Consider the following 25773-nt stretch of genomic DNA (forward strand, 5'->3'; position numbering starts at 1 on the left):
TCAGCATGTCAGGCTAAAAGCCTGGGCGAGATATGAATGTGAAACGTTGACGATTGTATAGTGTGTCCTCTATTTCGACGAAATGCTCATTAAAACGCGCAACGATGCCAATCTGAATATGTACATTCCCGTCATATATCTGGACAGGAACGGAATGTTTTAAATGATATAGAAAATGGCTGTCATATAAGAGGATATCACCTTGATTGAGCATACCGGCACGCACCTTCCTATTCAATACAACTATTTTACCAAAAAATCAAGACTGCGAAAGAGGGTGTCAAAGTTATGAAGTGGATTGTAGGATTGGGCAACCCCGGTCCCCAATACGAGAAAACGAGACATAATGTCGGATTTATGGCATTGGATGCTCTTGCCTCGCGTCATAACATCCAGATTAACCAAAGCAAATGCAAGGCGTTAATTGGAGAGGGTCACATTGGTGGCGTAAAAACCGTACTGATTAAGCCAATGACCTATATGAATCTATCAGGCGAGTCTTTACGTGCTTATATGGACTATTATAAGGCCGATATGGAAGATCTGATTGTCGTGTACGATGATCTGGATACAGAAGTCGGTAAAATAAGATTGCGTTATCAAGGTAGCGCAGGCGGTCATAACGGCATTAAATCGATCATTCAGCATACCGGCACGCAGTCCTTCAATCGGATTCGTATGGGCATTTCCCGCCCGGAGCCTGGACATGCTATTGTCGATTATGTTCTGGGTACCTTTCCCAAGAAGGAAAAAGAATTACTGGCCGGAATGATCGAGGACACGTGCAACGCCTTAGAACACAGCTTGAGTCATCCGTTTGAACGGACGATGGCTGAATTCAACAAGTAAGTTCAGACGTAGGCAGACGGGCTTAAATGGAAGATTGTTGGACATACTGAAAGGTATAGAAAACTTTCAGGAGGCATATACATTACATGATTGTTAATTATGTATGCAGACATTGTCGAACTTTCTTGGGACGAATTGATTCCGCGGCAATAACCGAAGAAAGGTTGGGCTTCCATTCCTTGACCCCTGCCGAACGTAGAGATATAATAGCGTATAATTCGGGTGGTGAAGTGACCGTCAAAGTCATTTGCGAGCATTGCAGTCAGGCATTGGAGAATAATCCAGAGCTGAGTCTGCTCGTTAATCCGCTCCAATAACAGGTATTCAACTGGTAGGATGTACCAGCTTGAGAGGTGAAGCGGCAATTCCGCTTATGGAGCCTTGGCAGCATTGCTGAGGCTTCTTTTTCGGTTTACATGTAACTATTTATAAGCATAAAGGGGTGCCTTTTTTGTTACAAGCACTTATTCAGGCTTTTACGAAGGATGCTGATTATGCATCCATTGCAGCAGGTATTTCATCAGGGATGAAGGAACAACTGATATCAGGTTTATCAGGCTCTTCCCGACAGGTACTGATGGCCGCGCTTGCCGAAGATACCGGACGACCGTTAATGGTCATGACGCACAATATGTTTGCCGCTCAAAAAATAGCAGATGACTTACAGGAAGCGCTTTCTCCTGATCAGGTTTTATTGTATCCTGCTAATGAGCTGGTAGCTGCTGAAGCTGCAATATCCAGTCCAGAGACATTGTCCCAACGAATTGATGTATTGATACGCTGCGCCCAGAGTTTTCGTGGGATTGTTGTCGTGCCGTTTTCTGGTGTCCGACGTTTACTGCCAATCCCGGAAACATGGCGTGAGGCTCGTATTGAACTGAAAGAAGGCGAAACGATTCAGCTGGAAGCGTTTTTGCTACATATGGTCGAGATGGGCTACCAGCGTGTAGAGCGTGTGGAATCACGTGGAGAGATGAGCGTACGCGGAGGAATTATTGATTTTTATCCAATGACAACCCGTTGGGGCTATCGTGTGGAGCTGTTTGACGATGAAATCGATTCGATCCGTAAGTTTGATCCGCAAGATCAGCGTTCGGTGGAAAAGGTTCAGGACGTTACCGTAACACCGTGTAAGGAAGTTATTGCGAATAACCAGCGTATGGATCAGGCGGCGGATGCCGCTGCTATTTTGTTGGAGGAGCAGCTGGGCAAAATGACGGATCGTCAAGCTAAGCAGCACCTGAAAGAAGAGATCCATCGTGAAATTGAGTTGCTGCGAGAGCATGTGTATTTTGACGAAATCTATAAATATATCTCCCTGCTGTATCCTGAACGTAAAACCCTAGCAGACTATATGCCGGAAGATACGATTCTGATTATTGACGAACCGGCACGTATGCTGGAAACAGCCAAGCAACTGGAACGGGATGAGTCAGAATGGAATCTGCATTTGCTTCAAAACGGTAAAACGTTACCGCAGCTAGAACTGTCAGATGACGCGGACAATCTGCTGTACAACCGGAGATTTCAGACGTTGTTCCTGTCGATTTTTCTCCGTCAGGTTCCTCATACCCAGCCACAAAATATTTTGAATTTCATCTGCCGAGGCATGCAGGATTTCCATGGCCAAATGAATGTGCTCAAGGCGGAGATGGATCGTTGGCGCAAAGCTGGCACACAGGTTATGATGCTGGCAAGTGGGGATGAACGTCTGGACCGGATGCGCCGAGTGCTTGAAGATTACGGTATTGATGAGCCGACGATGGCTATCGGCAATCTGCAAAGCGGTTTTGAAATGCCATCTATTCATCTGGCTGTCATTACCGAGGGTGAGATGTTTTCCCAGAAGCAGCGGAAAGCTCGTAAGCAGGGCCGGCATGTGGACAATGCAGAACGGATTAAGAGCTATAGCGAGCTGAAGGTGGGCGACTACGTCGTACACCAAAATCACGGGATTGGGAAGTACATGGGGATCGGCACGCTGGAGGTTGGCGGTATCCATAAGGATTACATGCATGTCCTCTACGCGGGTGGAGATAAGCTGTCTGTGCCGATTGAACAAATTGATCTGATTCAGAAATATGTCGGCTCAGAGGACAAGGAACCCAAGATTTATAAACTGGGTGGCAATGAGTGGACACGGGTTAAAAGTAAGGTGCGCAGCTCGGTTCAGGATATTGCGGATGACTTGATTAAGCTATATGCAGAACGACAGTCGGCACCAGGGTTTGCTTTTGAAAAGGATTCACCGGAGCAACAAGAGTTTGAGGATATGTTCCCGTATGATGAGACACGTGACCAGATTCGGGCCATTGAAGAGATTAAGAAGGATATGGAGCAGAGCCGCCCGATGGATCGTTTGCTATGCGGTGATGTAGGTTACGGCAAAACTGAAGTTGCCATTCGTGCTGCTTTTAAGTCTGCTATTGAAGGCAAACAAGTAGCGGTGCTGGTACCGACGACGATTTTGGCACAGCAACACTATGAGACGTTCCGTGAACGTTTTTCAGGGTATCCGTTCAATATTCAGGTATTGAGCCGTTTCCGCTCGCGCAAAGAGCAGAATGAGACGATTAAAGGGGTCCGGCAAGGCACAGTCGATATTGTCATTGGTACCCATCGTCTGTTGTCGCAGGATCTGGTGTTTAAGGACCTCGGAATGCTGATTGTCGATGAAGAACAGCGATTTGGCGTAACTCACAAGGAAAAGCTGAAGAAGCTGAAAACGAACGTAGATGTGCTGACGTTAACGGCAACACCTATTCCGCGTACGTTGCATATGTCCATGCTGGGTGTACGTGACTTGTCAGTCATTGAGACGCCACCGGAAAACCGTTTTCCAGTGCAAACCTATGTGGTTGAGCACAGCCAAACTCTAGTTCGTGAGGCCATTGAACGCGAGATGGCACGCGGTGGACAGGTGTACTACCTGTATAATCGCGTGCAGGGTATTCAGGAGATGGCTGCAGAGATCAATGCGCTCGTACCGGAGGCCAAGGTGGGCGTGGGTCACGGACAGATGTCCGAAACCGAACTGGAGAAAACGATTTTGGATTTCCTGGATGGCGAATACGATGTGCTGGTCAGCACCAGCATTATCGAAACCGGCGTGGATATTCCGAATGTGAATACACTCATTGTGCATGATGCCGATAAAATGGGGCTATCTCAGCTTTATCAGCTGCGTGGGCGTGTAGGTCGTTCCAATCGGATTGCCTATGCTTATTTCACGTACCAGCGGGATAAGGTGCTCACGGAAGTGGCGGAGAAGCGCCTTCAGTCGATTAAAGAATTTACGGAGCTCGGCTCCGGGTTCAAGATTGCAATGCGCGATTTGTCCATCCGTGGAGCGGGTAACTTACTTGGCGCTGAGCAGCATGGTTTCATCGCATCCGTCGGTTTTGATCTCTACTCGCAGATGCTGGCTGAGGAAATTAATAAACGTAAAGTCAGCGTACTTGGAGAAGAGGATCAGTCCAATCGGAATTGGAGTACGTCGATTGATTTAGGCGTCGATGCTTACTTGCCGGGAGACTATATTTATGACAGCATCCAGAAGATTGAGATTTATAAAAAGGTTGCAGCGGTCAGCACCTTTGACGAGGCTTCCGAACTGGAGGATGAACTGGTCGACCGATTTGGTGATCTGCCAGAGGCTGTGCGTCATTTGCTAGCCGTGGCTCGCCTCAAGGTATATGGACGCATGTATGGCATCGAGTCCATGGTGCAACGGGATGACAATATAGTGCTGAAATTCCATGAAGGGCGCCAGCAGGCGGTACAGACCTCCAAACTTGCCGAGATTGGCAATCGCTTTGAAAGACGTGTACAATTTGAACAGGGCACTTCTATGAGCGCACGCATAAAGGGCAAAGGTCTAAATGATCCACAGTTGCTAGAACTGCTGGAACAATTTTTGAGTGCATTGAAAGAAGCATTCACATTGAAGGAGGAACTGCAAAATGCCACAACTAAATAAAAGAAAACCTTGGAGAATGCTCTCCTTGGGAATGGCAGCGCTGCTAGCTATATCTGTCCTCGCAGCATGTACGAAGCAAGCGGATGAGAACAAGGTCAAGGATGAACCGAAGGACAACAGCAAGGTTGTCGTGACCTATAAGGGTGGAACCATTACCGAAAATGAGTTCAACCAAGAAATCAGCATGATGAAATTCCTTTACCCGGAATATGAGGCTGCGTTAGCTTCGGATCAGGTGCGGGAGCAAATTGTAAAGCAGGAAGTAGTGTACAAGCTTCTGGCAGCTAAAGCGGACGACAAAGCCAAGGAGCAGGGTGCCAAAGAAGGGAACGAACAGCTGGAGCAGTATAAAAAGTCAGTCGGAGAAGATAAGTTCAAGACATTTCTGAGTGATAAAAAACTGACCGAACAAGGTGTGAAAGATTATTTCACGCGTGTAATGACGGTAATCAACAGCGAAACCAACAAAGTAACAGATGATCAGCTAAAACAGGAATTTGAGAAAAATAAAGATCAATTCACGACGGCAACCGTGCGCCATGTATTGATTAACTTCGAAGATCCTAAAACGAAGAAACAGCGCAAAAAAGAGGATACCCTCAAGCTGGCCAAAGAAGTGAAGGCGAAGCTGGACGGAGGAGCCGATTTTGCGACGATTGCCAAGAAATATTCAGAAGACCCAGGTTCTGCGTCTAACGGAGGTTTGTATGAGAATGCATCCGTAGCGCAATGGGTACCTGCTTTTAAAGAGGCCGCTGAGACTCAACCGATTAACAAAATTGGTGAGCCAGTGGAAACGGAATACGGATATCACGTGATCAAAGTGGAGTCCCGCAATGAGCCAACGTTTGATAAATTGAAAGACAACGAAAAGGCAGCCCTGAAAAATAAATTGGCCGGGGAAAGTATCCAAAACTTTACCGAAAATGATTTGGCGAAACTTGATTTGAAAATCAATCTGCCGAAGGTACCAGCTACGCAAGAGAAAAGTGGTGCAACTTCCGGGGCCGGTAGCACAACTACACCGGGCGCAACAACAAACGGTACGGGCGATACCAACGCAGGAACAGCCAAAGATGGAGCTACAAACGAAGGTAAATAACTGAACATGCATAAGGAATTGGGAACAGATGAATACTATGGTCAGATATCACCATAAACACCATGACCGTGACGTTCTTCGTGACCGCTTCTGGGGGAGTGGAAGCGTCTTTCGATACCGTCAGTAGTTTACTAAATTCTTCTTGAGAAAGTGGGGCAACATGTGAAATGAAAGCTACTGGTATAGTTCGCCGTATTGATGACCTTGGGCGGGTAGTTATTCCAAAGGAAATTCGCCGCACCTTGAGAATTCGTGAAGGAGATCCGCTTGAGATTTTTGTGGATCGTGACGGAGAAGTCATTTTGAAAAAGTATTCACCTATTGGTGAACTTGGTGATTTCGCCAAAGAATATGCTGAGTCCCTGTTTGAAAGCACGGGCCATATTACAATGATTACCGATCGGGACACCATTATTACGGTGGCTGGAGGCTCCAAAAAAGAGTTTCTGGACAAGCCAATCGGTAGCATTATCGAAGGTAGTATGGATAATCGCAAAACTGTGCTGGAGACAGCCAGCGGCTCCTATGAGCTAACGCGAGACCACGAAGAAACACTCTCGTCCTTTGTGGCGGCTCCCATTGTTTCCGGTGGTGATCCCATTGGTTCCGTTGTATTGTTGAACAAGGACGAAAATGTAAAAATGTCCGAAATGGAGATTAAAATGGCTGAAACAGCCGCTGGCTTCCTGGGCAAACAAATGGAACAGTAACATCCCGTTTCACCCCTGTATGACGTACAGAATGGCGAAAGCCGTTCTGCGTTGTACAGGGTTTTTTTTTCTTTCCGAGAGAAGAGGCGGTATAATAGGACTCGTGAAAGATGCATATTTCAGGTGGGAGTGGAGACGGAGAATGCAGGAAAATCGCGCCGCTTCGCGGCTGCTACGGGGTGCTGTCATTTTGACACTGGCAGCAGTAGCGAGCAAGCTGATCGGCACAGTGCAAAAAATCCCGCTGCAGAATATCGGCGGCGACGGCGTGTTTGGCATTTATAATACGGTTTATCCTTTTTATACGCTGTTCATTACCATTGCAGCTGCTGGATTTCCGGCTGCAATATCCAAATTTGTAGCTGAGTTTGAGGCAGTGGGAAACCAGGCAGCGGGGCAACGTGTTGCTCGGCTATCTTCGCTTGTCTTGGGTGTCTTTGGATTGATTCTGGGCGTGCTGATGTATGCGTGTGCGCCGCTCATTGGTCAATGGATTGACAATGCTCACGTCATTCCGTCGGTGAGGGCGGCGGCGTTTGCCTTTTTGTTCGTGCCGGTTATGGCGGGATTGAGAGGATATTTTCAAGGTTTGCAAAATATGGTTCCGACTGCTGTTTCCCAAGTGACGGAGCAGGCGATACGGGTAAGCGTGATGATTATGCTGCTGCTGCTCATGCTGTCACAAGGAGCGGGGGCGGATATGATTGCCGCCGGAGCAGTGTTTGGTTCAGCAGCAGGCGGTGCAGCGGGCTTGGTCGTCATGTTGCTATATTGGCGAAATCACAGGAAGAGGCTTAGAAGGCAAGGGACGGTCATGGCGACAGTGCAAGCACAAACTGGAGAGCTACACCCAGCGGAAAGAAACGGTGCCTTACTAAAGGCGCTGCTGCGTTATGCCTTGCCTGTTTGCCTTGGAGCGCTAGCCGTTCCGTTAATTAGTCTGGTAGACACATTTACCGTACCTCGATTGTTAAAGCAGGAGGGTTTGGACGATACTGCGGTTATGGTGGCCTTTGGCGTGTATAACCGAGGTCTGCCGCTGGTACAGCTAGTCATGATGTTTGCCACCACCCTGTCGGCATTATTCATTCCATCGCTGGCTGAAGCGCGGGTGACCGGCGGTACGGAGCTGGCACGTCGCCAGTGCGAGCAATCGCTGCGCTGGTTTTGGTTACTGGGACTAGCCGCTGCGACAGGCCTGATCGTGCTGGCTGTGCCCGTCAATGTGATGCTGTATGCGGACGACGCCGGCAGCGGGGTCATGCGCTGGATGGCGCTAACCGCCGTTGGCGGCACGCTCAGCATCATCTCGGCTGCGCTGCTGCAAGGGCTTGGCGCGGTTCGCGCGCCGGCTCTGGCGATGCTCGCGGCCGCAGTAGCCAAGGCGCTGCTAAACTGGCTGCTCGTGCCGCAGCTAGGCACGGCTGGAGCCGCCATTGCGGGGGCTGTCGCCTATCTGCTGGCGGCGGTGATCAACATCGTGCTGCTGGCTCGCTTGGTAGGCTTGCGTGGGAGCTGGTCCGCCAGCGTGCTCAAGCCGGCGGCACTGCTTATCGCCCTGGCTGGTGCGGCCGGGGCGGCGATGTGGGGCACCAGCGCTGTGCTGGGTGCCTTGGGGTGGGCTGCCGGAGGTCGTGCCACGGCAGCCGCGGAGAGCCTGCTGGGCGTAGCCGCAGGCGCCGTAGTGTTCCTGATCGGCCTCGCACGCTTGAGGCTGATCACGGAAGCCGAGCTTGTGGCGGTGCCCAAGCTCGGGCGCCCGCTGGCAGCCGTGCTGCGCAGGCTGCGTGTACTGACGTAGCCCAGGCATAGGGCTTAGGGCACGAAAGCGGCACAGCCATTTTATGAGCCTATACAACTTTGTGGTATAGTAAATGCCAAAGCAAAGGAAGCAGAAGCGGGTTAGGCCGTGTATTTTTTCGAGCATGAACCTTGTTTCTGCGAAACGGAGGATTGAATATGAGCGTAACATTAACGGTCGTAGGTTTGGGCTCGGGAGACCCGGATCAGCTTACGATAGGGATATTGAACAAAATGCGGGGCGCTTCAGCGCTGTATCTGCGGACCAAGGAGCATCCTGCCGTTCAAGTGCTGAATGAGTTTGAAGTGGCTTTTGAGTCGTTTGACAACGTATATGAGACAAAGGAGTCTTTTCCAGAGGTATACGAGGAAATTACCAGCCAATTAATTACGACGGCTGCTAAGGCGGCAGACGGAAGCGAAATCGTCTATGCGGTTCCCGGTCACCCGATGGTGGCAGAAGCAGCGGTGCAGTTGCTTAAGGAGCGTTGTCCTGCGCAAGGGATTGAACTGAACATTCTGGGCGGCGAAAGTTTCCTGGATGAAGCTTTTGTGCGTCTTGGTTTTGATCCGATTGAGGGTTTCCAGCTGTTGGACGCAGGTACACTGGATGCCAGCTGGCTCCAGCCTCAGCTGCATACGCTGATCGGACAGGTGTATGACACCTTCACGGCATCTGATGTAAAGCTGTGCCTGATGGAGCGGTATCCTGACGATTATGAGGTGTATGTCGGTCACGCTCTTGGGGTGGAAGGTGAGGAAGCGGTGCACAAGGTGCCGCTGTACGAGCTGGATCGAGTAGAGGGCTACGGGAACCTATCCTTGGTATACATACCTCGCAGTGAAGATGAGGCGCTGAAACGGCGTTCTTTTGACCGTTTACACGAGATTGTTGATATTTTACGCAGTCCGGAAGGTTGTCCATGGGATCGTGAACAGACACATCAGTCGATCCGCAAAAATCTGATCGAAGAAACGTATGAAGTCATCGAAACGATAGATGAGGACGACCCTGAGCATATGAAGGAAGAACTGGGCGATCTGTTGTTGCAAATTTTGCTGCATGCCCAAATGGAAGAGGAAGTCGGAACCTTCAATGTGTATGATGTTATCCAGGGGCTGAACGATAAGCTTATTTTCCGTCATCCACATGTATTTGGTGACAATCAAGCGAATGATGCGGAAGAGGCGCTGCAAAACTGGGAGCAGATGAAGGCTGAGGAAAAACGGCTTAAAGGCACGACGGCAGCATACCCTTCCGTACTGGATGGGGTTCCACGTGATCTGCCTGCTCTTATAAAATCGTACAAGCTCCAGAAGAAAGCAGCTAAAGTAGGCTTTAACTGGGATAGCATTGAGGGCGTATTTGATAAATTAGACGAAGAAGTGGCTGAGTTGAAGGAAGCGGTTCGTGAAGGGCATGCCGTGGAAGCCCAGTTGCTGGAGTTAGGCGATGTGTTATTTGTTGCCGTGAATGCAGCCCGGTTCATGGGAGTAGATCCAGAAGAGGCATTGTCCGCCACCAATCGCAAATTTGTCGACCGTTTCCAGTATATTGAGCAGAAATTACGCGAGCAGGGGCGTCGTCCCGAAGAAAGCAGCGTAGATGAAATGGAGACTTACTGGCAGGAAGCGAAAAAGCTCCTTGGCAAAGCGTGATTCCACACATTCGCTTTTGGCTGCACAGACCAGTAAAATGAGACATATGCAGGGTTGAAAGAAGGCCCAGTTTGAGAAGACTTGCCAATGGACAGAGTTTTGTAGTAGGATGTTGGCTTAACTGGGGTCGAATAAAAAAACGCCTGTCATTGCAGGATTTTTACGGACAAGCCAGAATAACTTGTAGTAATTCTGAAAATAACTGTAGCTTATAGTTAAGCGTGTTACAGTGACATTCAGGAGGGCTTCGGCCACAGTTGGACCTCACGTCTGCTCCATAAATGGACATGCAGCGTGATGATTATTTTTTGACATTTGGGAGGCTTTTATCTTATGAACAAGACAGATCTGATCAACAATATTTCCAGCAAAAGCGGTTTGAGCAAACGTGACGTTGAAGCTGTATTGAATGGCGTTCTTGGTGAAATTACAGATGCACTTGCTAGCGGTGACAAAGTGCAACTGATCGGCTTTGGTACTTTCGAAACACGCAAGCGTTCCAGCCGTACGGGCCGCAATCCACAAACCGGTAACACGATTGAAATTCCAGAATCGACCGTTCCTGCTTTTAAAGCCGGTAATAAGCTTAAAGAAGCCGTTAACTAATGCGTCTTGATAAATTCTTGAAAGTCTCGCGGCTGATTAAGCGGCGTACGGTAGCCAAGGACGTCTCCGAACAAGGGAGAGTGCTGGTGAACGGACGCGAAGCCAAGCCGAGCAGTGCGGTCAAAGTAGGCGATGAAATTACCGTCCAGTTTGGCCAGAAGCTGGTGACCGTGCGAGTGGAACGGCTCGCCGACACTACACGCAAGGACGAGGCTGCAAGTATGTACACTTTGGTAAAGGAAGAGCCTATTGCCAGGGACAATGGTTTGAACTGGTAAGCAGACCTCTGATTTTCTCATAACTGTACATGAAAGCATTCCTTCATTATTTTATGAAGGAGTGCTTTTTTTCTTTAGATGACGAGTTTTCGTCCATCATATGCTGATTAACAGCAAAAGCGGTTCTAAATCATACGGCCCCCTTCATAAGCTAAGAACAGAAGGAGGGGTACATGCCATGATTGAACAAGGGAAGTCCAAGCACCATGATCTGCGCATGCAAAGCCGCAAGCAACTCGATATTTCAGGCGTCAGCAATGTGGAGAGCTTTGACAGTGAAGAATTTTTGCTTCAGACCGAGCTGGGCCATCTCACCATTCGCGGACAACATTTACATATCAAAAACCTCAGTCTAGAAGAGGGGCTGTTGTCCATTGAAGGTCTGATTACTTCCCTCGTCTACCTGGAGCCCGGGGCCCCGGCCAAAAACGGAAAAAGCCTATTCGGCAAGATCTTCAAATGAACCCTTACACGCAATGGCTGACGTTGACGTGGATGCTGTTGTCGGGCATAGCTATGGGAGTGGTGTTTGACAGCTACCGGGTGCTGTCCATCCGCTTTCATTTTGCCCGCTGGAGCGTTCATATGTTGGACGTGCTCTACTGGGTGGCCTCGGCTTTGTTTATTTTCCGTGTGCTATACGCGAGTAATCGCGGTGAGCTGCGGTTTTATGTCTTTTTAGGACTACTTTTGGGGGTTTGGCTCTATTTTTGGGCCTTTAGTGTTACAACCCAACGTTTTGTGGTAATGTTATTAGAGATAGTTCGCAGACTGACGTTGATCGTGAACAGCATACTGCGCATCCTGATTGTTCTTCCGGTGTTAGCGCTGTATCGGCTGTTACGCAAGCTGGTCGGATGGACATGGGCACTTATTGTGTTCCTGGGAAGGATGCTGATATACATCCTGATGCCGGTTTGGAAGCCGATCCTATGGCTGATCGCTCCGCTTAAAGCACGCTGGAAGACTCCAGAGTTGCTCGTAAAGCTAGGTATCAGACTGAAAAACACAGCGAAAAGATGGTTTGGAAGGAGGTAGTATCATGCGTAATTCGTCTGTAGATCGCCATTCATCTTCTACGTCCAAGTCCAACGCGGGCGGGCGCAGGCGAATCATGATTTGGTTGCTATCGCTTGCCGCCTTTGGTAGTTGGGCAATTTTTACCTTTTTTTCTCAAGGCATGATTATGGCCGATCGAAGTGAACAGCTCACCCAGAAGGAAAAGCAGAAGCAAGCTGCTACACAAACGGAACAACAGCTTCAAACCGAAGTGAATCGTCTCAAGGACCCTGAGTACATTGGCGAGATTGCCAGAAGCAAGTACGGTCTTTACAAACCGGAAGAGACGCCAATCATCGGAGATCAGAAATAGGAACATTATCGGGCCAATGCTTAGTTGACCTTGGTTCCGCCATTTTGTATAATCAAATCACCACAGCGGGATTTTTTTGCAAAAAAATCGGTTGTATATTTTAAGGGAGGATCATTTTATTCTATGGCAATTGAAGTGGGCACCAAGTTAGAGGGCAAAGTGACAGGCATCACGCATTTTGGAGCATTTGTGGATTTGTCTGGAGGTGTCACGGGTCTCGTTCACATCTCGGAAATCGCCGATAACTATGTTAAGGATGTTAACGACCACCTGAAGATTAATGATGTTGTGACGGTGAAAGTCATTAATGTTGACAAAGATGGCAAAATCGGGCTTTCCATTAAGCAAACGATTGACAAGCCGGCAAGTGAAGCCCGTCCCCCAAGAGCTCCAAGACCGGAGCGTACAGGAGGACCAGGCGGAGGCGACCGTTTCGGCGGTGGAGGTTCAGGTCCAAGTCAAGGACGCGGTGGTGGTGGCGGTGGTTTCAACCGCGATCGTGGAGGCCGTTCTTTCAAGCCTGCACCGGGTAAACCTTCATTTGAGGATAAAATGTCACGCTTCCTGAAAGATAGTGAGGAACGCATTTCGTCGCTGAAAAAGAACACCGAAGGTAAACGCGGAGGACGCGGCGCGAAGCGTGTTTAATTCACTTTGACAACCGTATCAATCATACACGGAAAACCGTACAGTCGAGAGACTGATACGGTTTTTTTGCGTTCTACCGACAACAGATGTGATAAGCAGCGATTGTGGGCGCTGAATCCAGTGGTTAGTCGTACGGGCATTTATGAGATTCGCAATTTTGATGAAGAAGAAAAGAGCTTCGATGCTGGAAAGCGGATGTTTTTTTTGTCGTGAGGACATAATCGTCCGACAAACTCCAACGGTTTTCCGTCTATCTTCTGTGCAAATCGCTAGTTTGGACATCAGGATGAACGACATCGAGAGGTCATATAAGGAGTAGCGGGACGTTTCTTCCATCGGCTTCCATACGGGCGTAGCTTGATGTTCAGAGTGATGCTCTGTCCTTTCGCGCAGAACGTTTTTTTGTCGGAAATTTCTTGGAATAAGACGTGGGGTTCTGACAAACTTTCTCAGTCGTTCCGGTTTAAGATAGGAACATCAAATTGATGAATGGGGTGCCTGACGCATGATGGAGAAATGGAACGTGGTACATTTTCCGGGGTTAAAATCTAGAAAGTCCAAATCCAAAGAGCGTACGGAAGGTTGGTCTTCCAGACTCAAGAAACGGCTGGATTCACATAAAGTGGTGCAATGGGTAACGGCGCAAAGATGGATGCTGCTATTGTCAGCTATGGGAGTTCTACTGGGACGCGCCACTATTTTGGACGAGCTTTCTCCGTTTGCCCTCGCTTATTTTGCGGTCATAACGTTTCTTCGGCGTGATCTGATACTGCCTGTAGCTGTATCCGTTGTGTTAGGCAGCCTGTTAGCTCCTTACCCATCGTTATTTATGATTGGTGGCGAGCTACTGGTATTTTATCTCCTGTATCGCGGACTACGAACCTTCGACCGTCTGGAATTATCCTATGCCCCGCTTATGGTTTTCTTGTCGGTGTTTATGGTCAATTTATTTAACGCCGTGATGGCTCCAACTTTTACATGGTATGAGCTTATCATTGTGGGAACGGATGCGGTTCTCAGTTTTATGCTTACGCTGGTGTTCACGCAGGCCATACCGTTGTTTACGTACCGCAAGAAGACAAGCCAGCTCAAAAATGAGGAAATTTTATGTCTTATTATTTTATTAGCCTCTGTGATGACGGGAGCAGTAGGATGGACTGTTCATTCATTGTCTGTCGATCATGTACTATCGCGATATTTAGTCTTGGTGTTTGCTCTGGTGGGAGGTGCCTCGCTGGGCGCATCGGTCGGCGTAATTACCGGTTTAATTTTAAGCTTGGCCAATATGTCTGCAATTGTGCAGATGAGTTTACTCGCTTTTGCAGGTTTGCTGGCAGGGATGCTGCGTGAAGGGAAAAAGGGTGCTGTTGCGCTTGGGATGCTGCTAGGCTCCTCAATTCTGACAATCTATTTGGACGGGACCGGAGACGTCTTGACATCAACTTGGGAGAGCTGTGCGGCAATTCTATTATTCTTAATAACCCCAAAAAGTTTCTTTAAAGCGGTTTCTACCTATGTTCCCGGTACGCAAGACCACGCCAAATCTCAGCATGAATATGCCAAAAGGGTCCGCGATCTCACCGCAGAGCGGGTAACGAAGTTTTCCCGTGTATTCAGTCAGCTATCCCGCAGCTTTCACCAGATATCTGCGAGTGAGAGCACGAAGTCGGACGGAGAAATCGAACACTTTATGAATGCGGTGGCAGAAGGGACATGTGCCTCCTGCTTCAAGTGTGAGCAGTGCTGGGACGGCAAGTTTATGCAAACCCATCAGTATATGACGGAAATGATGAGCGCCATTGAGGATAACCCGGATTTGGAGCCGGAGCAGATCCCCCCGCAATGGAGCAAGGCATGTGCTAAAACGGGCGCTGTCCTGCAAGTGATGAAGCAGCAGTATAGCCTCTACCAACATAATATGCAGTGGAAGCGCCAAGTATACGATAGTCGTCAGCTTGTTGCTGACCAGCTATCGGGTGTATCACAAATTATGGAGGATTTAGCGCGAGAAATTCAGCGGGAAGGACAGACCATGCATCGGCAGGAGGAGCAAATACGAGAGGCTCTTGATAGACTGGGCTTGTCCATCCAATCCATCGAGATTATTAACCTGGATGCAGGTCAGGTAGAAATTGAGATTGTCCATGCCTATACAAGGGGATTTGATGAATGTCGGAAAATCATTGCTCCACTTCTGTCGGACATACTGGACGAGCATATAGCTGTGATGCGCGAAACGGAGGCAGATCGCCGCCAAGGCTTGGCTACAGTCATGTTCGGCTCCGCTAAAACGTATGAGATTGCTACAGGGGTAGCTAGTGCCGCCAAAGGAGGCGATTTTTTCTCAGGTGACAGCTACAGCATGATGGAGCTAGGGAATGGGACATTTGCAGTCTCATTAAGTGATGGTATGGGGAACGGAGAGCGCGCGCAGCAAGAGAGCAGTGCAGCACTTAACATTTTGGAGGAATTACTGCAATCGGGTATGGACGAAAAGTTGGCGATCAAGTCGGTTAACTCTGTCCTGATGCTGCGATCACCTGAAGAAATGTATGCTACGGTCGATATGGCGCTGATTGATCAGTACACGGCCCAGACAACTTTTATGAAGATTGGGTCTACGCCGAGCTTTATTAAAAGAGGGGAGGAGGTCATCCCTGTATCTGCCAGTAACTTGCCGATTGGCATTATACAGGATATTGAAATTGATTTGGTATCACTGCAGCTCCAGCCGGGCGATATTCTCATTATGATTACAGACGGTATATACGACTCACCGGGTTACGCGGTTAATAAGGAAATGTGGATGAAACGCATGATACAGGAAATTGAAAGCGAAGATCCTCAGCAGTTGGCCGACTGTTTGCTAGAACGGGTTATTCGATACCAACAAAATCAAATCTATGATGATATGACTGTAGTTGTTAGTAAAATCGACCACTTCCGCCCAGAATGGGCAACTCTCCATGTACCTGGCATGAGGTGGTTGGAACGTCCACGGACGGTGAGCTAAGCCGACATTGCCCGGGAAATTCCTTACCCATTTTTAAAAATCCGCATCCTTCGTTTGAATCGTTCCGGATTAGGCAAAGATAGAATCTATCGGGATAGATTAAGAGGAAGCGGAGGTCAAAAAACGATGAAGCAAATTTTGATCATTACAGACGGATGCTCGAATGTAGGTGTTAGTCCAGTCATGGCGGCTGCCCAGGCTTTACGGGAAGGTATTACAGTGAACGTCGCCGGAGTCATAGATTATGGAACTATTGGCGAGCTTGGCAGTGCGGAGATTCAAGAAATTGCTAAAGCAGGGGGAGGGTTTAGCCAAATCGTAGGGACGAAACAGTTGGCGCAGACCATGCAGATGATGACGCGCAAAACGGTGGTTCAAACCATTCAGCAGGCGGTTAATAGAGAGTTAACGCACATTCTGGGTGAGGGTGGCGCCAAACATATCGGTGAACTTCCTCCGGCCAAACGAGCCCAAGTGGTTGAGGTGATGGATGAACTGACAGAAACAAGCACCCTAGAGATTGCTTTGCTCATTGATGCAAGTGCGAGCATGAAGCCCAAGCTGCCTGCTGTAGAGGACAGCATCCGCGATTTGCTGCTCAGTTTACAGTCCAGAAGCGGACACAGTCGTATATCTGTATTTCATTTTCCGGGCGGTAAAATGGGAGAAGACGCAGTCATGGATATCGGTTGGACCTCTGAGCTTAACCAGATCAAATCGATATTTGGACGCTTGCGGATGAAAGGGGCAACACCGACAGGTCCTGCCATTTTACAAGTGATTGATTATTACCGATATGTTACACTAGGAGAACAGAAAGATCTGGAAGAATCCTATGGCAAAGGAGAAGGGATGCTCGGTGACTACGTCGTCTGATCCCGTTCTTGCACCCGGAACGGTCATCAAGGGCAAGTGGAAGCGGAGCAGCTATGTCATCCAGCGCTTGCTGGGCCGGGGAGCGAACGGAACTGTATATTTGGTAAAAGAAGCACAGGCCGATCGGCAATTTGCTCTGAAAATGGGGAAGAACACGCTTGATCTGCAATCAGAGATTAATGTGCTGACCACATTGCAGTCTCAGGGGACTCAGGCCGCCCTTCAGCGAAATGGAAATCCTTCCTTTTTGTTTGAGGTGGATGATGTAGTGTTACGCAGCGGAGAAATCCCCTTTTATGTTATGCGATATGTTAAGGGTGATCCGCTTCATCGTTTTGTGGCAGCTAAAGGGCCGGAATGGTATGGTGTGGCTGGAACCGGTATACTGAATCGTCTGGCGGATCTCCATCAGGCAGGATGGGTGTTTGGCGACCTGAAGCCGCAGAATATTTTGGTCAATGCCTATGGAGAGGCTGAATTAATTGACTACGGTGGGGTGTCTCTTGCTGGTCGGAGTGTTAAACAATTCACAGAGTGGTATGATAGGGGATTCTGGAATGCTGGCAGCCGAAATGCTGATTCCCAGTATGACCTGTTTGCCTTCGCTCTTCTAACGATTCATATATTGGAGAGCGAATCATTAAAGACCGCTGCGAGTAGGCTGCCACAGCTGCGGAATACGGCAGAATTGACGGTCATCATTCGCCGTAGCCGTGTATTACGCCCCTATGCCGAATGGCTGCTGGGTGCAGTGCGTGGAGAATATTCCGATACTCGTGCAGCGGCCCGATCTTGGTCACGTTTGGCTTCCGCACATGTCAGGCAATCGTCGGTCAAAAGAGGGAACTCACGCTGGCTGGGATATGCTTTCACGGTATCGCTTTTGCTGCTTGCCGGAGCGCTCTGGATTGCGTTAAGGTAGCAGCAGACTTACATAAGATAACAGATGATCATCATTTTTACGGTCGGGAGAAAAGAGGGTCGTGAATGGGAACAACAAAACCGACCGGTGTTGTACAGGAAGTGCTCGCCTTGGCGCGAGATCATTCACTGTGGAGCCCCGGAGACCGCATTGTGGTTGCTGTATCCGGTGGGCCGGATTCGGTGGCCCTTTTGCACATTTTACATGAAATATCCGTTATACATATGCCTTTACAACTCGTCTGCGCTCACGTTCATCATGGCTTCAGACCAGAGGAATCGGATGCGGAGGCTGAAGAGGTACGCAATATTGCCCAAAAGCTTGAACTTCCATTTGAAATGACTCGGGTGGATGTACCCGCTTATATGAAGGAGAGCGGGAAGGGGCCACAGGAAGCAGCCCGCGAGCTGCGCTACAGCTTTTTACATGATATGGCTACAAAGTGGGAAGCACAGCATATTGCAATGGCCCATCACGGCGACGATCAAGCCGAAACGGTTCTCTTGCATTTGCTACGTGGTAGCGGCCCAGCAGGTTTGGCAGGTATGCGTTTGGCGCGCAGGGAAAAAAATGTGCAACTCATTCGCCCGCTGCTACGTATGTACAAGGCTGACCTGATTGAGTTTTGTAACTTTTATGATCTTTCCTATGTGATAGACAGCACTAATTTATCATCCAAATACCGTCGTAACGCCATTCGTATGGATGTGCTTCCTTTTTTGGGGCAATATAATGAGCGACTGACACCGTCCCTAAACCGGCTGGCCGAAACGATGGCTGACGAAAATGACTTTATGGAGGCATCCACGCTGTCGGCATACGAGAAAATGGTGCGCTTGGATAATGGCAGGTACATGTTTCCCATCGCTTCATACCGTAAGCTATCCGTTGCTTTACAACGGAGGTTGATTAAACTAATATTAAATTATCTGCCTTCGGACAGTGAAAATTTTGATTTTCGTAAAATTGAGACCGTTCGACTAAGACTTCTCCAAGAGGCATCGACTACATGGAGTTTGGACTTGGGAGGCGGTGCGGTTGGAGTCCGCGAATATGACCAGGCGGTTTTGTTTGACCGTACGCAAGTCGTTATGGGCGAATGGTGCTATGGACTAAGTGTATTGCCTTTTTCCGGTGAGCTAGAGTTGCCTGAGGCAGGTGGTATACTTCGGTGGCGAAGGGCTTCCTATTCGGATGCGGACCATCCGGCGAATAAGGAGGAAACGTGGTTCGACGCAGATCAATTGAGTCTGCCTTTGACTGTACGCTCGCGATTACCTGGAGATACCATGTATGTAATGGGATTAAACGGAAGAAAAAAGGTTAAAGATATTTTTATTGATGAAAAAATACCTCCTTCAATGCGTTCCGTTACTCCCATCGTCTGCGACCACGCTGGAGCTATTCTCTGGATTCCGGGCGTACGACGTTCTGTACATGCCGCAGTGCAAAAGCACACGTCTTCGGTTATATATATGTCATGGCAAAGACAAGAGAGTCCGGGGCACCGGTAATTGCGCAGGAACGGCTTTCATAGTATAAACTTAGGAGGTTTACACCGTTGCAAAATGATATTCAGGAAATATTGATCAGCGAAGAAGAAATTCAGAGTAAAATTAAGGAATTGGGTGCACAGCTCAGCGTGAAATATGCAGGTAAAAATCCATTGGTGATTTGCGTACTGAAAGGTGCGTTTATCTTTATGGCTGATTTGGTTAAAACCATTACAGTGCCGTTGGAGCTTGATTTCATGGCTGTATCAAGTTATGGAGCATCCACAAAATCCTCAGGTATCATCAAAATCATTAAGGATTTGGACGCATCTGTGGAAGGACGCGACGTTCTGATTGTCGAAGATATTATCGACAGCGGCCTGACGCTGACGCATTTGATTGAATTGCTTAAAAACCGTAATGCCAATTCGGTATGTGTCGTAACCTTGTTCGACAAGCCTGCACGCCGGACAGTTAATCTTGAAGCAGATTATACTGGATTTACGCTTCCAGATGCGTTTGTTGTCGGCTACGGTCTGGACTATGCCGAGCACTACCGGAACCTCCCATACATAGGGATTTTAAAGCCGGAAATCTACACCAGCTAATCTCAGCCTCCAGTCCTAGGACTAAATAAGGCCCTTTGTTGAGAAGGACTTACAGGCTATGGTAAAATAACTTAAGTGTCTCGAGAGGAGGTAGGGGATGAATCGGTTCATCCGGAATTCTGGTTTTTATTTGATTCTTTTTTTAGTTGTGGTGGGTATCGTTCAGTTTGTTAGCAACAGTAACGAAGCCTCCGATCTCCCTAGATATGACCAATTACGGCAAGAGGTTAAAGCTAATAACATCTCTAAAGTAACGGTCCAATTTGACGGTTACGCCTATCTTGTAACCGGTGCATATAAGAAGCAGCCGGCTAATGCTAAATCGACCAATTTTTCCGTATATGTTCCACCAACGGATCAAGCACTAAGTGAACTGGTGAATGCCAGCGAAACGAACGGGTTTGAATACGTGCAGAAGAAAATGGAAGGCGAAAGCATTTGGCTGACGTTTTTGACTTCTATTATTCCTTTGGTGATCATGTTCCTGTTGTTCTTCTTCCTGTTTAATCAGGCACAGGGCGGTGGCGGCAAAGTTATGAACTTCGGCAAGAGCAAAGCCCGTCTGTATAACGAAGAGAAGAAGAAGGTTACGTTCGAGGACGTGGCAGGGGCTGACGAAGAGAAGCAAGAGCTTGTCGAAGTTGTAGAATTCTTGAAGGACCCACGCAAGTTTGCAGCTGTGGGCGCTCGTATTCCAAAAGGTGTTCTGTTAGTGGGCCCTCCAGGTACGGGTAAAACACTCTTGGCGAGAGCTGTTGCAGGCGAGGCCGGAGTACCGTTTTTCAGCATCTCGGGTTCTGATTTTGTAGAAATGTTCGTCGGGGTCGGTGCTTCTCGTGTTCGCGATTTGTTCGAGAATGCGAAGAAGAACGCGCCTTGTATCATCTTCATTGATGAGATTGATGCCGTTGGACGTCAACGTGGCGCCGGATTGGGTGGCGGACATGATGAACGTGAGCAGACGCTCAACCAATTGCTCGTAGAGATGGATGGATTCGGCGCAAACGAAGGTATCATCATCGTAGCGGCTACAAACCGTCCGGATATCTTAGACCCGGCGTTGCTTCGTCCAGGACGTTTTGACCGTCAAATTACGGTTGACCGTCCAGATGTTAAAGGCCGTGAAGCAGTATTGTATGTACATGCTCGCAACAAGCCATTAACGAAGGATGTTAAATTGGACGTAATTGCGAAACGTACAACAGGCTTTACGGGCGCTGATCTGGAAAATCTGTTGAACGAAGCTGCTTTGTTGGCGGCTCGTCGTAACCGCAGAGATATCTCGATGCGAGAAGTAGATGAAGCTATCGACCGTGTTATCGTAGGTACCGAAAAACGCAGCCGCGTAATCAGTGACCGCGAGAAACGAATTGTTGCTTATCATGAAGCAGGCCATACGATTATCGGCTTCTTCTTGGAAAATGCGGATATGGTTCATAAGGTAACGATTATTCCACGTGGACGTGCAGGCGGATATGTCATCATGCTTCCGAAGGAAGACCGCATGTTGACAACTAAGCAGGAATTGCTGGACAAAATCACTGGATTGTTGGGTGGACGCGTATCCGAGGAACTGTTCATTGGTGAGATCGGAACGGGAGCCTATAGCGACTTCCAGCAAGCGACAAGCATTGCACGCAGCATGATCGTAGAATATGGTATGAGTGAGAAGCTTGGTCCGATGCAGTTCGGTACTTCACAAGGCCAAGTATTCCTTGGACGCGATATCGGTCATGAGCAGAACTACAGTGATCAGATCGCTTATCAGATTGACCAGGAGATGAATCGCTTCATCACTGAGTCTTATGAGCGTGCTAGAGAACTCCTGACCAAGTATTCCAAAGAGGTTCATTTGATTGCTCAAACCTTGCTGGTAGAAGAAACTCTGGAACTTGAACAAATCAAACGTTTGATCGAGACAGGTTCTTTGGATGGTGGCGCAACGGAGGGAGAAGGAACACCAGAAAATGGTGAGCCTGTGATCGACAACATTGGAGACGTCCGTGTACGTATTCAAGGTAAGGATGACGAGCCTAAGAATACAACGGATCAACCGAATGATATCCCTAATCTGAAAAAGCCAGAGGATGATAACAATTCGGGCAACTCCGGTGGTACTCCACCGACAACACCCTAATCATCCGATGGATAGTTGAATAAGCGTATAGGTAAGCTCCGGGGAACCAGGTATTATTGGTTTTCCGGAGTTTTTTAAATGGAAGATTATTGCTAACGTGATTTGACAGACATCGGAACGTTGTGTACATTTATTGTTAAATAAACGGCTGTCGTCTTCTTAGCGTATAAAAGCCAACAGTCGCTGCAATCGACTCTCTATCATTTTGAACATATACGTGAGCGCATACTGTAGAACCTATGGTGTGCGCTATTCTTCTGTGAAATCAGGTGAAGGCATGATTCCAAGATATCTAGTTGATTTTGATGTAGCGGACTTGACCCGATTGGAGGCCGACGTATTAATTATCGGCTCAGGCATTGCGGGCTTATATACGGCGATTAAGGCTGCGGAGAATCGGAAAGTGTTACTGATTACCAAGAAGACTTTGATGGAAAGCAACACGCGTTATGCTCAAGGCGGCATTGCTGCTGTCACATCGGACGAGGATACACCAGCCTATCATATGGAGGATACTCTGATTGCTGGTGCAGGTCTGTGTGAATCTGAGGCGGTCAGTACGCTTGTCCATGAAGGTCCAGTTGGTATTCAAGAGTTAATACGTATGGGAACGGTTTTTGATCGTGTGGATGGTGAACTAGCGTTGACACGGGAAGGAGCGCATAGTCACCGGCGTATTTTGCATGCGAATGGAGATGCTACCGGTTATGAAATTGTGCGTGCCTTATCAGACCAGGTTGCTGCCCATCCCGGTATCGAAGTGTGGGAAGAATGCATGGTAATTGATCTGCTGACGGAGCATGGTGAGTGTATTGGAGCCCTCGTCCAAAAGCCAGGTGGGGAAAGGTCGTATATCACTGCTAATGCAACGATTTTGTGCTCAGGAGGTAGCGGGCAATTATACCGTTATACGACCAACCCGGATATTGCAACCGGGGATGGTATCGCTATGGCATATCGTGCTGGGGCGATTGTACGGGATATGGAATTCATACAGTTTCATCCTACGGCGTTGTGCCATCCGGGCGCTCCAAGGTTTCTAATTTCCGAAGCCGTACGGGGAGAAGGAGCCGTGTTACGCAATATTCACGGAGAACGCTTCATGGACAAGTATGATTCCCGGCAGGAGCTTGCACCCAGAGATATCGTAGCTCGTGCTATCATTCATGAGATGGAACGCACCCAAGCTGCGTTTGTATACCTGGATATTACGCATGAGCCACCTGAGCGGGTGAAGCAACGTTTTCCAACCATTTATCGGACATGTCTGTCATTTGGTTTGGATATGACGACAGACTGGATCCCCATTGCGCCTGCTGCCCATTATATGATGGGTGGTGTTCAGACTAATCTACACGGGGAAAGCTCCATTGCGCGTTTGTTCGCCTGCGGGGAAACCTCTTCTACAGGTGTTCACGGAGCTAATCGTCTGGCGAGCAATTCGTTATCTGAAGCTATTGTATTCGCCAGCAGGATTATTGAGCGACTGCATTCATTGCCACCGCTAGTCGGCCATACGTTGATATCTTATAGCGATAACCGTACAGAGTTCCCGGCTTCATCCGTCGCGGAGCAGCGGCATAGGCTGCAAGAAGCAATGGTTCGTTATGCTGGAGTTCGTCGGCACGGCGAAGGGCTGCAAGCAGCATTAGATGAGTTGCAAGGGCTAATGCCTATTTTTGAGGCTGTGATCGCTAGCCGGGAAGAGATCGAATTTGCCAATTTGCTCACCTGTGCTTTATTAGTAACAGATGGTGCGCTGCTACGTGAGGAGAGCCGGGGAGCGCATTATCGCGAGGATTTTCCTGAGACAGATGATAGCGTCTGGCGAAAGCATGTTCAGCAACGACGTGAGCAAGGGATAACGGAGGAGTACGTTCATGACATCTAACAGCGAGCTTTATGGAGAGTTTAGTGGATATCAGGAAGAACTGACGGCACAAATTCGCAGCTGGCTGCGAGAAGATACGGGTTCTGGCGATGTGACTACGCGCTGGACAATTGAGCAGGGCCACCAATCCAAGGCTGTCATTCATGCCAAGGAGAGCGGCGTGGTTGCGGGGTTACCCGTGGCTGCCCTTGTATTTCAGGTAGTGGACCCTTCCTTGTCGTTCACTCCGCTGGTAGTTGATGGACAGTGGATTGAAAAGGGGAGCGTTTTGGCAGAAGTAACGGGGAGTACCCATGCAATCCTGACCGGGGAGCGATTGGCGTTAAATCTGCTCCAACGGATGTCTGGTATTGCCACGCGGACTCGGGCTTTTATAGATCAATTGCATGGTCTGTCCACTCGTTTGGTGGATACACGTAAAACAACACCGGGACATCGACTGCTGGAGAAGTATGCTGTTCGTGTAGGCGGTGGCTCGAATCATCGTTTTGGCCTGTACGATGCTGTTATGATTAAGGATAATCATATTAAGGGCGCAGGTGGGATTGAACAAGCTGTGAGTCGAGCGCGCGCTAATATACCGCATACGATGACGATTGAAGTAGAGACGGAAAACATGAAACAAGTTCAGGAAGCCCTGGAAGCTGGGGCGGATATCATTATGCTGGATAACATGTCTGCCCCAGATATGAAGGAAGCCGTTCGGTTCATTCGGGAACGGGCACCACATGTCAAAACAGAAGCCTCGGGCAATGTATCGCTGGATACAGTGCGTGAGATGGCTGAGAGTGGCGTAGATGTGATTTCTGTAGGCAGGCTGACATACTCTTTTCATAACCTGGATATCAGCCTTGACCTTAACGCAAAGAAAGATAGGTGACACCCATTGATTCTTGTAGTGGATGTAGGTAATACCAATATTGTTCTGGGGATATACGAAGGGCGGGAGCTGTTGCACCATTACCGGATCAGTACCTCCAGACAGGCAACCGCAGATGAATACGGCGTACTCATACATAATCTTTTTAGTATGGGTGGCGTATTAAAGGATGACATCCAGGGAGTGATTATTTCCTCTGTCGTTCCGCCATTGGTCCGTGTATTAGAAGAAATGTGCGATAAATACATAGGCAAAACGCCGTTAATCGTCGGGCCGGGAATCAAGACTGGTCTTAACCTGCGTTATGAGAATCCTCGTGAAGTAGGTGCGGATCGGATCGTGAACGCTGTTGCGGCTGTCGAACGGTTCGGCGGGCCGCTGGTTGTGGTGGACTTTGGAACAGCGACGACGTTTGATTGTATTGACGATAAGGGAAACTACTTGGGCGGTGTCATTGTGCCGGGGATCGGGATTTCGACGGAGGCACTGTATCAACGGGCTTCCAAGCTGCCCCGCATCGAGTTGGAGAAACCCAAAAAGGTTATTGGTCGTAATACGGTTCATGCCATGCAAGCTGGGATTATCTTCGGTTATGCTGGGCAAGTGGATGGCATTGTGAGGCGCATTAAGGAAGAAATGCAGGTGGAACCTACGGTTATTGCTACCGGAGGTCTTGCAGAGCTAATCGCATCAGAGACAGAGAGCATTCAGAAAGTGTTGCCGATGTTGACGCTCGAAGGATTACGCATCATTTACCAACGTAATGCTGAATAAAAAAAGTGGATATAAGCTGCCGCTGAGTCCAACCGATGATCTTATCGGTTTGGATTAGCGGCGTTTTTCGTCTATACTGAAATATGTTACGTTTTTGAACAATTCGCGTGATCTGTCGATGCAGGTTGTTTATATAATAGGAAATTATGCTTCAATGATGAGCCATACTAACGAAA

Annotated in this window: 23 protein-coding genes; 22 read left to right on the plus strand and 1 reads right to left on the minus strand. The window is 48.5% G+C overall.

Features of this window, described 5'->3' with window-relative positions:
- Window positions 1-13 precede the first annotated feature (13 nt).
- The gene (locus NLX73_RS25185; protein WP_023986434.1) at window positions 14-214 is read right to left on the minus strand and encodes a hypothetical protein; all 201 of its coding nucleotides are present in this window, start codon (window positions 212-214) and stop codon (window positions 14-16) included.
- 74 nt (window positions 215-288) lie between these two features.
- Here NLX73_RS25185 and pth point away from each other — a divergent pair, with 74 nt between their 5' ends.
- From pth to NLX73_RS23430, 22 genes are all read left to right on the plus strand, one after another.
- Window positions 289-849: an aminoacyl-tRNA hydrolase gene (gene pth / locus NLX73_RS23325; protein ID WP_061831840.1), complete on the plus strand. Its 561-nt coding sequence runs from the start codon at window positions 289-291 to the stop codon at window positions 847-849.
- A gap of 86 nt (window positions 850-935) precedes the next feature.
- Window positions 936-1166 carry an anti-sigma-F factor Fin gene (gene fin, locus NLX73_RS23330; protein WP_013308128.1) on the plus strand — a complete coding sequence of 77 codons (231 nt, stop codon included), beginning with the start codon at window positions 936-938 and terminating at the stop codon, window positions 1164-1166.
- Between the two features lie 134 nt (window positions 1167-1300).
- A complete protein-coding gene (gene mfd, locus NLX73_RS23335) occupies window positions 1301-4828 on the plus strand; it encodes a transcription-repair coupling factor (protein WP_254327485.1) in 3528 nt (1175 codons plus the stop codon).
- Entirely contained in the window at window positions 4812-5930 is a 1119-nt protein-coding gene (locus NLX73_RS23340; RefSeq protein ID WP_103049275.1) for a peptidylprolyl isomerase, read from the plus strand. The genes mfd and NLX73_RS23340 overlap by 17 nt, the downstream gene beginning before the upstream one ends.
- Before the next feature lie 167 nt (window positions 5931-6097).
- Complete coding sequence (spoVT, locus tag NLX73_RS23345; protein ID WP_023986438.1) at window positions 6098-6640, plus strand: stage V sporulation protein T; 543 nt, start codon at window positions 6098-6100, stop codon at window positions 6638-6640.
- A 142-nt stretch (window positions 6641-6782) separates the two neighbouring features.
- Entirely contained in the window at window positions 6783-8441 is a 1659-nt protein-coding gene (locus tag NLX73_RS23350; protein ID WP_254327486.1) for a putative polysaccharide biosynthesis protein, read from the plus strand.
- Between the two features lie 158 nt (window positions 8442-8599).
- Window positions 8600-10099, plus strand: a complete 1500-nt coding sequence (gene yabN, locus NLX73_RS23355; protein ID WP_254327487.1) for a bifunctional methyltransferase/pyrophosphohydrolase YabN — start codon at window positions 8600-8602, stop codon at window positions 10097-10099.
- A gap of 333 nt (window positions 10100-10432) precedes the next feature.
- Complete coding sequence (locus NLX73_RS23360) at window positions 10433-10705, plus strand: HU family DNA-binding protein (RefSeq protein WP_007428028.1); 273 nt, start codon at window positions 10433-10435, stop codon at window positions 10703-10705.
- On the plus strand, window positions 10705-10983 hold the full coding sequence (locus tag NLX73_RS23365) for an RNA-binding S4 domain-containing protein (protein ID WP_016818913.1): 279 nt from the start codon (window positions 10705-10707) through the stop codon (window positions 10981-10983). Before NLX73_RS23360 ends, NLX73_RS23365 begins: the two co-directional genes overlap by 1 nt.
- Before the next feature lie 178 nt (window positions 10984-11161).
- On the plus strand, window positions 11162-11446 hold the full coding sequence (yabP, locus tag NLX73_RS23370; protein ID WP_025721693.1) for a sporulation protein YabP: 285 nt from the start codon (window positions 11162-11164) through the stop codon (window positions 11444-11446).
- A complete protein-coding gene (yabQ, locus tag NLX73_RS23375; RefSeq protein WP_254327488.1) occupies window positions 11443-12021 on the plus strand; it encodes a spore cortex biosynthesis protein YabQ in 579 nt (192 codons plus the stop codon). Before yabP ends, yabQ begins: the two co-directional genes overlap by 4 nt.
- Before the next feature lie 4 nt (window positions 12022-12025).
- Window positions 12026-12355, plus strand: a complete 330-nt coding sequence (locus tag NLX73_RS23380) for an FtsB family cell division protein (RefSeq protein ID WP_013308137.1) — start codon at window positions 12026-12028, stop codon at window positions 12353-12355.
- A 123-nt stretch (window positions 12356-12478) separates the two neighbouring features.
- Window positions 12479-13003, plus strand: a complete 525-nt coding sequence (locus NLX73_RS23385) for a S1 domain-containing RNA-binding protein (protein ID WP_014279051.1) — start codon at window positions 12479-12481, stop codon at window positions 13001-13003.
- Window positions 13004-13508: 505 nt separating this feature from the next.
- The gene (gene spoIIE, locus NLX73_RS23390; RefSeq protein WP_254327489.1) at window positions 13509-16016 is read left to right on the plus strand and encodes a stage II sporulation protein E; all 2508 of its coding nucleotides are present in this window, start codon (window positions 13509-13511) and stop codon (window positions 16014-16016) included.
- Window positions 16017-16142: 126 nt separating this feature from the next.
- The gene (locus NLX73_RS23395) at window positions 16143-16892 is read left to right on the plus strand and encodes a vWA domain-containing protein (protein WP_023986444.1); all 750 of its coding nucleotides are present in this window, start codon (window positions 16143-16145) and stop codon (window positions 16890-16892) included.
- A complete protein-coding gene (locus NLX73_RS23400; RefSeq protein ID WP_053324326.1) occupies window positions 16876-17814 on the plus strand; it encodes a protein kinase domain-containing protein in 939 nt (312 codons plus the stop codon). Before NLX73_RS23395 ends, NLX73_RS23400 begins: the two co-directional genes overlap by 17 nt.
- A 65-nt stretch (window positions 17815-17879) precedes the next feature.
- Complete coding sequence (gene tilS, locus NLX73_RS23405) at window positions 17880-19328, plus strand: tRNA lysidine(34) synthetase TilS (RefSeq protein WP_254327490.1); 1449 nt, start codon at window positions 17880-17882, stop codon at window positions 19326-19328.
- A gap of 47 nt (window positions 19329-19375) precedes the next feature.
- Window positions 19376-19915 carry a hypoxanthine phosphoribosyltransferase gene (gene hpt, locus NLX73_RS23410; RefSeq protein WP_254327491.1) on the plus strand — a complete coding sequence of 180 codons (540 nt, stop codon included), beginning with the start codon at window positions 19376-19378 and terminating at the stop codon, window positions 19913-19915.
- Window positions 19916-20012: 97 nt separating this feature from the next.
- Window positions 20013-22052: an ATP-dependent zinc metalloprotease FtsH gene (ftsH, locus tag NLX73_RS23415; protein ID WP_254327492.1), complete on the plus strand. Its 2040-nt coding sequence runs from the start codon at window positions 20013-20015 to the stop codon at window positions 22050-22052.
- 277 nt (window positions 22053-22329) lie between these two features.
- Window positions 22330-23943, plus strand: a complete 1614-nt coding sequence (gene nadB / locus NLX73_RS23420) for an L-aspartate oxidase (protein ID WP_254327493.1) — start codon at window positions 22330-22332, stop codon at window positions 23941-23943.
- Entirely contained in the window at window positions 23933-24823 is an 891-nt protein-coding gene (nadC, locus tag NLX73_RS23425; protein WP_061831244.1) for a carboxylating nicotinate-nucleotide diphosphorylase, read from the plus strand. Before nadB ends, nadC begins: the two co-directional genes overlap by 11 nt.
- A gap of 6 nt (window positions 24824-24829) precedes the next feature.
- Window positions 24830-25597: a type III pantothenate kinase gene (locus tag NLX73_RS23430; protein WP_013368697.1), complete on the plus strand. Its 768-nt coding sequence runs from the start codon at window positions 24830-24832 to the stop codon at window positions 25595-25597.
- Window positions 25598-25773 lie beyond the last annotated feature (176 nt).

This window comes from Paenibacillus sp. CH40, assembly GCF_024213605.1.
In the GTDB taxonomy this organism is placed as follows: domain Bacteria; phylum Bacillota; class Bacilli; order Paenibacillales; family Paenibacillaceae; genus Paenibacillus; species Paenibacillus polymyxa_B.